Below are 13064 nucleotides of genomic sequence, written 5' to 3' on the forward strand. Positions count from 1 at the left end.
AGAGCCACGGTTAATGAGTGATTGGTTGTATTGCTTCCAGTTGGTTGTTTTGTAACGAGGCTTAGGCATAGGGCTACGAGAGAGGGTGGAGGTAGCTGATCAGATCGTAGGTTCTTGATTTAGTTACATTGAATTACGCAACAAAGCCTTATCGACCACAGCTCCACCCCAGGCACTGATTCATTTTACCTTTCACTTTTCGATGACTTTGCTCAACTATATTGTTCAGATATTTAATTTGACACACTTCAATCAAGTTGAGTATTTTTCCCATCAGCCAGAGTTGAACATTAACATTATGCAACGCTAACGCGTTGGCACCACTCTTATCGCTAACCACTTTTCCTGGTAAACCATTATAGCAGATTGCCTTGGTAAAGAAGGCGCGAGCCGCTTTCTCATCACGGCGTTTGCAGAGTGAAAAATCAATGAAATGACCGTGCTTCTAACGACTCGAGAGTAATATTTCCACTGACCTTTGACGTTAATGTATGTCTCGTCCATTCGCCACGAAGAAGCGACAGGCTTCTTTATTTCACGGTAGCTCTAGTTTGTAGGAAATATAGTAACGAACGGACTGCAGTATGAGCTCAGAAAGAAAGTGACGGCCAGTAAAGCTAAATGTTAAAGCTGATGAATGTTGAGGGTGATCATAACCTACCACCCTTGTTTGCGATAAACCCCCTAGGAGAGGGCAATGCCAACCTCACTTCAGAAGAAGAGATTTGAGTTCCATAACAAGATCGTTTGCGGGATAATTATCGATTAAAGAACAAAAGTCTTCTTCTAATTGAAGATACTTCAAAGCACGATGTCTCAAATTCTGTCTATCGTCTTCACCAAGCCACTTACTTTGGATAAAGGTACACTTTAATTCCAGCTTTAGGTCATCCATATGCTGTCCTTCTTGCCCAGTTAAAGCTTGATATTCCTCTAGTAAATTTAATGCAACTTTTAACGACATGACTTTCTCCAATATGGCAAAAATAATTCATAATACTTCTATAATCTTGAATGATGGAGTATTTTTCTGGTTATTAAGAATAAACGCTCTATACTCATTATTATAAACCTTAGATAATTTCTATTTTACTCCAATCGATTTTTCAACCATTGGATTGCCTATAACTAACAATAAATAGTTATTTTTAAATTGATTATACATATTTTCTCTAAAGATTTATTTGGACTGTAGAAAATTTTGGCGATCCCAGATCAGGTTGTGAGGATGACATTGCTCCTAAAAATAGTTCTTATCTCAGTGGGATAAGTGGAGTAGTCCTTTACTGAATTAAGGTGAAAATGTTAACCTAATCATATTAATTAAACTCGATGAACTACTCGCAGCTGGAGGAGTTACCACTATAATTTTACGCGTAATTACATCCCTTTAAAATATCCAGACTCCCAATATTTCAGTTTGAATTTTTACATATAGTTAATCGTACTATTTAATCGTCTCAAGTAAAGAAGATAAAGTGTTCTTATATGGGAAATAGTTAGCCTCTTGGATGGTTGGTAGGTTTTCTATAAAGATTGACATATTGCTAATTGTTTTAAAAGTAAAAAAACACAACAAAATTGAAATAATAATTATAATTTTTCTCGAAAAACTCATAGATATAATAATATTAATTTAAGCACCAAAAATAAAAAATTAATTAATCAGATATGATTTTAAGAAAGAGGCCTAAGCCTCTTAATGTTAAAATGCTAACGATTAGCTAACGCTACTTTTACTGCTTCCCCTAAACTAGGGATAGTTGTCAGTTCTGGTACTCGTTGGGCATAAATAACCTTGTTGTTAGTATCCGTTACAATAATACTTCGGCTAAGTAATCCTAACTGTTTAATCTGAGTCCCTGTGTTTAGTCCAAATTGATGGTCTATAGAATCAGAAAGGTACGTCACTCCTTCAATAGAATGTTCTTTAATAAACCGTTGCTGAGCAAAAGGCGTGTCTGCACTAATTGCGTAGAATTCAATATTATAAAGGTCATCGGTATTGTTTTTTATGTATTGAGAAAGCTCAATACCTTGCTGCACACATACTGGGGTGTCGACTGATGTGAGTATATTATATATTTTTATTGACTGACTTTTATTACTTGTATCATATTTTTTTAAATTTGAAGTAATTAATTGAGCTGAGGGCATTAAATCGCCCACCTTTAATGTAGAGCCAATTAAATCAAATTTGGTATTTTGTTCAAGTGTTACCACTTGATTAATCCCAAAACTCTCGCTAGCTTGAGTTGTTTCAAACTGCGCCAAAGTATTTGTTGAATATATAGCAGCTGCAAGAACAAGTAATTTACGCATAATCACACCAAAGCTGCCATTGCTGCTTCATAATTTGGTTCAGTCGTGATTTCTGGAACAAGCTCACTATATTTTACAACACCTTCACTATTAATTACGATAACTGCTCTTGCTGAAAATCCCTTTAGTGCACCTTCATTTAAGTTTACGCCGAAGTTTTCAGTGAAAGAAGGCTCTCTGAAGAAAGAAGCCGTTTTTACATTATCAATTCCTTCTGCACCACAGAAACGATTCATAGCAAAAGGTATATCGGCAGAAATACACAACACAATAGTATTATCTAAATTGGCTGCTTTTTCGTTAAAGTTACGAACACTTGTTGCACAGACAGGAGTGTCGATACTAGGGAAAATATTTAATAGGATATTTTTACCTTTTAAGCTTTCTAAAGTTAGATCATTTAAATCTTTGTCACAAAGCGTAAAGCTAGGAGCTACTTGATTAGGTTTAGGGAGTTGACCAGAAATTGAAACAGGATTTCCTTGAAAAGTAATAGACATAACATTTTCCTCATGATTATTTATTATTTAGCTCGAATTAATTGAGCTGGCGGATAGTAGGGTAAATTTTATAAACAACAAATCCGATGTGTCATTTATTTTTAGTGCTTTTATTCCAATCATCATCAAAATTTAAATCAAACAACCTATAAGCTTCTTTAATTGACGACTCACCGCCCTATCAGGCAGTGCTTCTTATTTCGTTAGCCGTTGTTCGATAGCATCAAGACTTACGCAGTTTCTATAAGCAGAGACGATTGTCCAGCCGCCTTTAATTCTAGAAGGCCTTTATCACGGATATTAAGGGCGTCGTTTAAGTCGGGATCTATGTTCGTAGTGGGCTTTGTTGCGTAATTAAATTTAGAGATAGAGCGAAACCGTTTCGCATGCTTTTTAGTCAACACGACAAGTATCAGGCATGCCTACCCAGTAAGTTTGTTCAACGCTTTTATCATTGCGTAAGTTTCACCCACCTGTGCATTGTAATTTTTTAGACTTAAACGGCCACCAAGCGAATGTTTAATTCGATACATTGCTGTTTCTGAGAGTGAGCGTTTGTTGTAACCATACCGCTCTTTTCAATACTTATTTGAACTGTATAATTTCTGGCAACCCACTGCGAGATTTCGAGGATGACCGCGTTCCCAAAAGGCTGCCTCTTCTCCATTTGTAACCGTCGATAAACTTAGCTCTGCTGCAATGATTTCATGAGTGCTTGCATTGACTGCAATATCCAGCTTTCTCCAGACTACTCTACGCTTACCATTCGTCCCGTGCTTTTTGATTTTCCATTCGCCTTCGCCTTCGCCATAAAAACTAAGGCCAGTAGTATCAATAGTTAAGTGCAGTATCACACCTCTCGTTTTTATCTTAAATGAGATATCAACTTGCTTTGCTCTTCGGCTAATACAAGTGTAGTGCGGACAACTTAACGGAACATGGGCAAGCCTAAATATCGAGTCGATAAACCCTGCAGCGCTCTCAGTGGCGTAGAAAAAACTCGTTTCACCATGAACGCTGTCGTGATAGCTAAATCACTGAACCGACGTGGCCTCCCGCGTTTACTCTGTTTGCTTTGCGACCACCCGCTAACGCTTTTTCATCAATCAAAAGGTCAGAGAACCGCGGTTAATAAGTGATTGCTTGTATTGCTTCCAGTTGGTTATTTTGTAACGAGGTTTAGGCATGGGGCTACGAGGAGTAACGAATGTAACTGAGCAGATCGATCAATTGAATTACACAACAAAGGCATTGTGCCGATAAGTAATAATGGTCAGCTCGATAATCCTGAAGGCTTATCTGCTTGGGAGCAATTTTACGCACTAGTAGCCTAATTGCATCTAAAAATCAGTATGCTCGTACTTGATCATAACTTTGCGACACAACCGATAATTGAGTTTGAATTTCAATCTTTAATTGTTTATTAAAAAGTCAAGGTGTTTTTTGGGCTCCTACAGGCTTAAAGTGGTCAGATTTGATATTTTATCAAATATGAGACAATTCACTTCTTGTTGTGAGTTTTTATGACTCACATCACACTTTGGGGGTATCTATGACTGGCTTACTTTTCTTGATGGTGGTGATTTTATGTTTGGTGTTTTGCATGAAATCATCAAAAAATAAAAAGAAGTTATCTTTTTTTCAACAACGACTGGAACGAGAACAAAAAAAAAATCATTAAAGCATCTTTTTTGTGAAGAAACAGATTTGCCTAATATTAATTACATTCAAAAAAAACTACTTAATAAAAACAATAAAAATCACAGTGTTATGCATGTAATTTGCGTTGGGAGAACTGCAGATTTCTATAAGTTTTTCGATTCTAAAACGAGTAAAATAATCAAATACGAATTACATTGCCATCTTAGTGAAAATCTTTCACCGAGTATCATGGGGTTGTTTGAAGGTAAATATATTATTATTATTTTCGATAGTGATAATCCTGCTCTGGAAAAGGATATAATTGAACAGCAACAAAAAATACAATATTTTCTACCGTCTGAAAAGAAGGTTGATAATAAAAAAATAATGTTAGACTATTCTGTTGCCAGTATGAAAATCCCTAGCCTCGTTCAACCTCTAGATAAAAATAAGCTATTTAGACGAATGGCTTACAGCGTCAATAAATCATGTCAGTGTGTTGATGGTTTATATGTATATAATGTTAATGACTATAATGAAAGTGTCAATAGGCGTCATGTAATTCAAGCTTTGCATAGTGACATTCAACAAGGTGGTGCTCAGTTTGAGCTTTTTTACCAACCCGTTGTTTATAGTATGAGAACATCTAAGGATTATCTCTGGGAGATTCTCCTTAGATGGAAACGTACACAATATGGAGGGCCTGGGTCGTTCATGCCTCTACTGGCAACGGAACCGCATTTACATTATGCATTAACCATGATGATTTTTAATAAATTAATAGAATATTCGATGGCCACTGAAAAAACATTACCGAATTTTAGTATTAATATCAGCCATACTGATCTAAGTATCGTTAGTTTTTATGATGATGTGATGGAATCAACCAAAGGTGCCCCAGGATTAAGATCATCAATTATATTTGAAATGGTTGAATATAGTGAAGGGCTTTCAGGGGGTAATATTAAAGAAAATATCGAACTCCTTAAGAAAGCAGGTTTTCGATTTGCTATAGATGATTTCGGCTGTGGCTATTCTAACTTTAACCTTTTATCAAAAAAGCACTTTGATTTTATCAAACTTGATAAGTCGCTATTAAAAAAATGTCAAAATGATATTGTGGCTAGTGAAACACTTAAGTTTATGGTTAAACTATCAGAGCTTATTGGTGTTACTTTGATTGTCGAGGGGGTGGAAACACCTCTACACTTACGGCTACTTCCTAAAAAGGCGCATGTCTTATTTCAGGGTTTTCATTTTTATAAACCAATGAAGCTAACTAACACTCTTGCTCTCACTTCAGTACCCGTTCCCATTCAATCTGTTCTGAATCATCAAAATTTGGAGTTCACTAAGTAAAGCGGTGAAGACATAATATGGAATTGATAAGGAAGGTTCTTAGAATTCAGACAAAAGAAGAAAAGCGACTAATTTTGAAGGCTAGATTACAGTTTGCAATGACACAGACTGCGGGAAAGGGTTGTGATTGATGTTTTTCTTGTACAGAGTCACCACGCCTGAAGGGGTTGTGTGGCTTTGTTGCGTAAAAGAATAATCCACTTCACGGGGTTTGAAGTCCGATGGAACGAAAACGTACGCTAAGGCCAATCATCAAAACCTGAAGGATTTTCCAGGGGCCTTAGCTGCCCCTTCATCACTTGATCTGCTAACGTAAATGAATAGTGCCCAAGTAGGTTGTGTCGCAAAGTTTTGTAGAAATGAAAAGTACTGATTTTCTGGTGTAGTTCACTTGCCCTTTGACGTTAATGTACGTCTCGTCCATTCGCCACGAAGAAGCGACTGGCTTCTTTATTTTACGTGTCTGGTGCTCAAACAGGGGAGCGTATTTAATGACCCAACGGTTCAATGTTGAGTGGTCAACATGATGCCGCGCTCACCTAACACCTCTTCAGTTTCACGGTAGCTCAGTTTGTAGGAAATATAGTAACGAACGGACTGCAGTATGATCAGAACCTACCACCCTTGTTCGCGACAAACCCCCTAGGAGAGGGCAATGCCAACCTCACTTGAGAAGAAGAGATTTGAGTTCCATAATAAGATCGTTTGCGGGATAATTATCGATTAAAGAACAAAAGTCTTCTTCTAATTGAAGATATTTAAAAGCACGTCTCAAATTCCGTCTATCTTCTTCACCAAGCCACTTACTTTGGATAAAGGTACACTTTAATTCCAGCTTTAGGTCATCCATATGTTGTCCTTCTTGCCCGGTTAAAGCTTGATATTCCTCTTGTCAGCATCAGCAACTTTTTTAATTTTGACTTTAAATCCAACAGGCGACATGGTGAACGCGAACTGTTCGAACACATCTTCAGGAGCTTGCTGAGGCTCTAACGTAAATTCATTAAATAAAGAATGAAACGCCAATTTTATTTCCATAATAGCGAGTGAACGACCCGGACAAAGCCTTGCCCCCCCGCCAAATGGTTGAAGGTTCGAAAATGACGCCCCTTTTTTATTTATCCAACGATTAGGATCGAACGACATTGGATCTTCAAACAAATCGGGATCAAAACCGTTAGCATGCAGTATTACGAAAACAGGCGTGCCTTTTTTTATTTCAAAATCACCAAGATAAGTATCTTTTGTCGGCTCTAGGTAAAGCTGAGGAGCCACAGGTTTAAGGCGCATCGCTTCATACATAATTGCTGTCATGTAGGGAACCCGAGGGATCGGCCACTCTAATACAGAAGCTTCTCCCAGATCAGCCAGTTCACTTTGTAAAGCTTGCTCGCTACCTTGGTTTCCACTCACAAGAAACGCCATCCAAGCAAGAGTGTTTGCTGTGGTATCTTCCCCTGCTAATAACAGAGTAATGGCGTTCGCTAGAATATCTCGATCAGTCAGTGATGTATCCAATTCTTGTTCCAGCAGCATTATTTGAAGCATATTTTCTGGCGACTCTCTAAGTTCAGGACACTCAGCCAAACGCGTGCGCTGCTTATCAATACAAGTCGATACAAAATGACCGATCTCTTCTAAACTTGCATCGAACTGAGTATCTTTCTTGGTTTTGAAAAATCGCCATAAAGGAATAGGAGACTTAGAGCGCTGGCTAATCACAGGAAAGACATGTCGCAAACTTTCTCCGAGAGGAGTGTCTGATTGCTCAATCGAATTAAAGTCTTCACCAAAAGCCAACAATGATGTGACATCTACTGTGTATTTTTTGAATTCGCTAACTAAATCAACGACAGTTTCTGATTCTGATAACTTTTCAAAGTGCTTTCTTAAACGTTCGGTAATCACACTTAACTTAGGGTAAAAATGTTTAAGGTGGCTAGGCTGGAACATAGGTTCAGTCAACTTTCTCTGATGTTTCCAACGATCACCTTCTGCAGAAAAAATACCGTTAAGCCCTGCTTCTTCAAACACACTTTCAATGCTTTTCAAACGGCGAAAGTCATCTGGCCTCGATTTTAAAATCGCCTTAATCTGAGAGGGTTCAGAGAGAACCATTACATCCTTCATTCCCAGTTTCAAACGAAAATAAGCACCATATTCATTCACCCAAGACAGCATCTGTTGATGAACATTGGGTTTCTTCAAATAACTCACATGCCCCAAAAAACCCGATTTAGGAGGCATTGGAAGCTGTTCAATTTTCTGCATTTGTATTTCCTTAACTTGATCTGAATGCTATGAATAGCAGGTGCTGAGAGTGGCCTAGCATGCTTGTTATCGTAATACGAAACTTTTGTTGTGATACAACGCTAGCGCGTGTAAACAATGTGAGTACCGTATTGTGTGAACTAAAGAACTCTTGTCGCTCAGAGCGAGTGACTGCGGTGTCGGTAGATCTTATAGATAGATTGGATACCGATTGGCAGCATAGTAAAGATACCAATAAGCATCACACTTCCATAAATGTCTTTTGAGCTAAAAATTTCGCCATGCAAAGTGGCGACATCAAGGTTGTCTTTGAACAAGAAGCAAAGGATGTATTTTGACATGATGGTAACGTAAATGATTGAGGGCAGGTATAAGTAACCATGGGGCGGGATCTGCTTCAAATGTACTTTATCGTTGTAGCACCATAATGCGAAAGGCAAATAAAAGGTAAATACGCATAAAAACCACCCAAAGAAATTACTTAACGGAACGCCAAAATACACACCAGGATCGGTCCAGACCCACAGCGATTTGATGAGCGAATTCACAGGATCCATAACGACATCCCATGAAACCATTACAAATGAGGCAGTAAGAGAGATGATGATTGCTTTACTTTTCGTTTGTATCGGTTTATCAAACTGATTAAGAAGGATGGTTGATATAAACCAAGAGACATAACCCAAACTGAAGTAGGTCGGCATGATTGCTAATGGGACGTCAAATATTTTAATTCCTAGTCGGTCAGAATAATAATAGTGACCAAAAGGAAATCCACTTGAAATACTAACGCTTTCGTAGAAAACACTGACAACGAAGACTAATAGAAAGAAACATGACATTTTCTTTATACCGCAATAGACACTACCGTGTAATATTGCAAACGGGAACAAAATTAGTGGAGTAAATACGCTCGATATATGTAAGTCGGTATAACCTCGAAGAAATGAATAAACAATATAAATAATGGTGATTGCAAGCAAGAATAAAGGTGCTCTAGGCTTCATATACTACTCTTATTTTTGAAACTAAAAGTCATGATAACGATTAGGCAAGATGAATAATGGTGCTAATCAATTGATATCAAATAGACGGTAATAATAAAGCGGGACAGAATATCATGAAAAGTTTGTTGCCTGGTCTAATCAGTGGCTTTGATGTAATGTGATCTGTACCATTAATACGGTTGTGTCGCAAAGTTATGACGAAGTACAAGTGTACAGATCTTCAGATGCAATTAGGTTGCTAGGGCGTAAAATTGCTCCCAAGCAGATAAGCCTTCAGGATTATCGAGCTGTTCACTTTTAATTATCGACCACAGTTCCACGCCTGCCAGGGTGGAACTGGCTCCCTCATCTGATTTCCCATCAGCCAGAGTTAAACATTGACATTATGTAACGCTAACGCGTTGGCACCACTCTTATCGCTAACCACTTTTCCTAGTAAACCCTTATAGCAGATTGCCTTGGCAAAGAAGGCGCGAGCCGTTTTCTCATCACGGCGTTTGCAGAGTAAAAAATCAATGAAATGACCGTGCTTCTCAACGACTCGATAGTAATATTTCCACTGACCTTTGACGTTAATGTATGTCTCGTCCATTCGCCACGCAGAAGCGACTGGCTTCTTTATTTACGTGCCTGGTGCTCAAGCAGGGGAGCGTATTTAATGATCCAACGGTTCAATGTTGAGTGGTCAACACTGATGCCGTGCTCAGCTAACACCTCTTTAATTTCACGGTAGCTCAGCTTGTAGGAAACACAGTAACGAACGGACTGTAGTCTGATCTCAGAAGGCTTTGTTGCGTAATTAAATTTAGAGATAGAGGCACCCCGTTTCGTATGCTTTTTAGTCAATACGACAAGTTTCAGGCATACCTAACCCCGTAAGCTTGTTCAACGCTTTTATCATCGCGTAAGTTTCTCCCAACTGTACATTGTAATTTTTTAAGCTCAATCGTCCTCCTAGCAACTGTTTAACTCGATACATCGCTGTTTCTGACAGTGAGCGTTTGTGGTATCCATATCACTCTTTCCAATACTTATTTGAGCCGTATAACTTCTGGCAACCCACGGCGAGACTTCTAGGGTGACCACGCTCCCAAAAGGCTGTCCCTTCTCTTGGGGGAATAAGCGCAACGGCTCGCTTAATATTAATAGCAGCGTGACATGCTCTCGTGTCCTAAGCGCCATCACCAGACACCTCTAGGATGCCACGGCATGGTTTGTTTCAGTAAATTCGGAAGCACTTCTCCATCTGTAACCGTCGATAAACTTAGCTCGGCTGCAATAATTTCATGAGTACTTGTATCGACGGCAATATGCAGCTTTCGCCAAACTCTCCGCTTACCATCTGTCCCGTGTTTTTTGACTTTCCATTCACCTTCGCCATAAACCTTAAGGCCAGTCGCATCAATGGCTAGGTGCTGTATTGCTCCTCTCGCTTTTGTCTTAAATGAGACCTCAACCGGCTTAGCTCTATGACTGATGCAAGTGTAAGGCGGACAACTTAATGGAACGTGGGGAAGTCTAAATACCGAGTCGATAAACCCTTGCAGCGCTCTCAGTGGCATAGAAAATACGCGTTTCACCATGAGCGCTGTCGTGATGGCTAAATCACTGAATCGACGTGGCCTCCAGCGCTTATTCTGTGCCCAGCCACTTATCGCTTCTTCATCAATCCAAAATGTCAGAGAGCCATGGTTAATGAGGATTGGATGTATTGCTTCCAGTTGGTTGTTTTATAACGAGGTTTAGGCATAGGGCTACGAGAGGGAGTGAATGTAGCTGAGCAGAGCGTAGGTTCTGGATTTAGTTCCATTGAATTACGCAACAAAGCCGGTTGGCCTGTCACACCTCTAACTAGATTTGCGACAGAACCGTATTTTAGTACTCGTAAGTTTAATAACCTTGAGTTATTACTCTCAAGGGAAAAAATGTCACATATTAAATATATCCGTGTATGACGAGAACATTGAAACTGAGTTGATATTATCCTCAGCTTTTTTCTCTTTCGGAATTAATTTAATTTCTCCTTCATTTACAGTATAACCAAGGCTACTTCCAGTAAATGAATTCTCTAGTTCATCTTTGTCATCTATCCATTTCCATCTTTGTGTTCGCTTTAAACTGCAAGGGCTGACTTTTTTAATGTTACTAGCATCCAAGCACATACCTGGTTGGCTTGTACTCTGATATCGATTAAGTGTATCGAAAATAAATGACTGCTTTAGTTCGGATATATTACAAGTATCAGAATTAACACTGAGGTTTTTATTAACACTTACACATTTATTGTTAAATTTACCCAATTGTAAATTAACCGGCTTTCCGCCAATAAATACAGGATTATCCCAATCAACAGTGAATTTAATATCTTTTTTTACATTTTTAATTTTAAAGTCTTTTTCATTAGGATAATAATATCTTAGGACTTCCCAAGATGGGATTTCTGAATAATAACGATACCCAGTAATTCCAACCGATGAGGATATACTAATGTCTGTTGTCCCTGTGGTCGCAGGTTCAGAATAATAGATTACTTCCATTTTGGGTGTGAAGTTTGCGTACCCTATTGGATTGATTAAGTGTAACCTCCCAAAATAATTTTTTCTGACTGTTACTCCATATGGCGATTCATCTTTTTGTATCGCATGTGGTGAATTATATTGCTCTCTAGACCATTTGAAAGATACATGTTGAGGGCTTTTTGACGATTTCGTTACCGCATAATCAAATGTTTTATATGATAACCACTTGGATTCTGTCCATGACGCGTTGGCATTTAGACTAATTTTGGGTGATGTTTTATCTGCACCAACATCACCTCCAATACCAAATTGAAAAGTTGATACTTCCTTCTTATCATAATTTACATTTAAATTTGTTGCTGGAATGGTTCTTAAAATACTTGTTTTATTATTTGATGCCATCATTTCAAACGTATAGTTTTGTGCTATTGCGGATGACACCCATTCAGATTCAATCCCACCACTTGGCCAAACAATGCCTCTTGAGGCTAAGTACATCGAATATATTTCAGGGTTTAGACTAATCCCTGCGCCAGTGGTTGAATCATCAATGCCAACTCTTACTATTTTAGCATCAGGCGTTGCTGAGCCGATTGTTCCGAACGCAAGGGAGCGTTGCATGTTTATCTTATAAACAAGCGAAATGTTAGCATTTTTACAAAGATGCCGCGATCTATCTCCTAATTGGGTGTTCCAAGTGATATCACATTCAGAATCAGTAATTTGTTTAGTCGCATTATAATATCTAGAAATACTCGGTACCGGTGAGTGTACTACTGGGGTGTTTGATGTTGAACGTTTTTGCCTTTTTGGTGCAGGTTTACTCAAAATTGGGATATTTGTGTCATATCTATCCTTGATCTCTGTAAACATAACGTTATGGTTATGTTCAGTTATTGCAATATAATCAGATTCCAATGAAATACCAAATACCTTTCTAAAGACATGTTTTGCCTTTATTTTTTCTTTATTTCCTTCTATTTCACTAAAATCAACCAGATAACGATAACCATTATTTACAATTAAATCAATTGCATTTTCAATGCCATTTGAATAAATTCCTGATTCTAACCAATACTTTGCATTTATATAAACCAAGTCTGAATTATCAACCATATCACTCATTATATGTATTGATTCACCAACGGGAATGTTTATACCTTCTTGCAGTGTATCGCTAGCTAAAACTGATCTAGATATTAAAACTGATGTTACTAAAATTCCTATTAAATTCAAACGTTTCATAATACTCCTAAATATTTTTTAGTTTTAAAATTAATATGATGGTACTTTGTTGGCACCTTAAATTAATCACTTATAACCTTGATGATTAAGTTTATCATTATACATATAAATTCATAATGGAAAGGTGATTTATGGCTCAATTTATGGGCTTTGTTGCGTAATTCAGTGGAACTAAATCCAGAACCTACGATCTGATCAGC

At 38.0% G+C, this 13064-nt stretch carries 7 protein-coding genes and 6 pseudogenes; 1 reads left to right on the forward strand and 12 read right to left on the reverse strand.

The window, feature by feature from the left end; genetic code table 11:
* Window positions 1-148: 148 nt before the first annotated feature.
* The 6 genes and pseudogenes from ACED59_RS23095 to ACED59_RS23120 all read right to left on the reverse strand — a co-directional run.
* Window positions 149-664, reverse strand: a pseudogene (locus tag ACED59_RS23095) (transposase).
* Between the two features lie 42 nt (window positions 665-706).
* Window positions 707-964, reverse strand: a complete 258-nt coding sequence (locus ACED59_RS23100) for a hypothetical protein (protein ID WP_165901747.1) — start codon at window positions 962-964, stop codon at window positions 707-709.
* A gap of 749 nt (window positions 965-1713) precedes the next feature.
* Window positions 1714-2322, reverse strand: coding sequence for a peroxiredoxin (locus tag ACED59_RS23105; protein ID WP_029224047.1), 609 nt, complete (start codon window positions 2320-2322; stop codon window positions 1714-1716).
* Between the two features lie 2 nt (window positions 2323-2324).
* A complete protein-coding gene (gene tpx / locus ACED59_RS23110; protein ID WP_017098871.1) occupies window positions 2325-2822 on the reverse strand; it encodes a thiol peroxidase in 498 nt (165 codons plus the stop codon).
* A gap of 393 nt (window positions 2823-3215) precedes the next feature.
* Window positions 3216-3484 (reverse strand): annotated as a pseudogene (locus ACED59_RS23115) (IS5/IS1182 family transposase); the annotation flags it as partial.
* 201 nt (window positions 3485-3685) lie between these two features.
* A pseudogene (locus tag ACED59_RS23120) lies at window positions 3686-3855 on the reverse strand (transposase); the annotation flags it as partial.
* A gap of 674 nt (window positions 3856-4529) precedes the next feature.
* On the opposite strand from ACED59_RS23120, the gene ACED59_RS23125 reads away from it, so the two are divergent.
* Window positions 4530-5822 carry an EAL domain-containing protein gene (locus tag ACED59_RS23125; protein ID WP_371691237.1) on the forward strand — a complete coding sequence of 431 codons (1293 nt, stop codon included), beginning with the start codon at window positions 4530-4532 and terminating at the stop codon, window positions 5820-5822.
* A 367-nt stretch (window positions 5823-6189) separates the two neighbouring features.
* On the opposite strand, the pseudogene ACED59_RS23130 reads toward ACED59_RS23125, so the two are convergent.
* From ACED59_RS23130 to ACED59_RS23155, 6 genes and pseudogenes are all read right to left on the reverse strand, one after another.
* A pseudogene (locus tag ACED59_RS23130) lies at window positions 6190-6434 on the reverse strand (IS6 family transposase); the annotation flags it as partial.
* A gap of 258 nt (window positions 6435-6692) precedes the next feature.
* Complete coding sequence (locus ACED59_RS23135; RefSeq protein WP_017097118.1) at window positions 6693-8093, reverse strand: cytochrome P450; 1401 nt, start codon at window positions 8091-8093, stop codon at window positions 6693-6695.
* Window positions 8094-8251: 158 nt separating this feature from the next.
* Window positions 8252-9100, reverse strand: a complete 849-nt coding sequence (locus ACED59_RS23140) for a carotenoid biosynthesis protein (protein WP_371692655.1) — start codon at window positions 9098-9100, stop codon at window positions 8252-8254.
* Window positions 9101-9330: 230 nt separating this feature from the next.
* Window positions 9331-9913: pseudogene (locus ACED59_RS23145) on the reverse strand (IS6 family transposase).
* A 25-nt stretch (window positions 9914-9938) separates the two neighbouring features.
* Window positions 9939-10850 (reverse strand): annotated as a pseudogene (locus tag ACED59_RS23150) (IS5 family transposase).
* Window positions 10851-11028: 178 nt separating this feature from the next.
* Window positions 11029-12864 (reverse strand): leukocidin family pore-forming toxin, encoded by a 1836-nt coding sequence (locus ACED59_RS23155; protein ID WP_017100264.1) that lies wholly within the window; start codon window positions 12862-12864, stop codon window positions 11029-11031.
* Window positions 12865-13064: the final 200 nt, after the last annotated feature.

The organism is Vibrio sp. FF266 (genome assembly GCF_041439695.1).
GTDB lineage: Bacteria > Pseudomonadota > Gammaproteobacteria > Enterobacterales > Vibrionaceae > Vibrio > Vibrio tasmaniensis_A.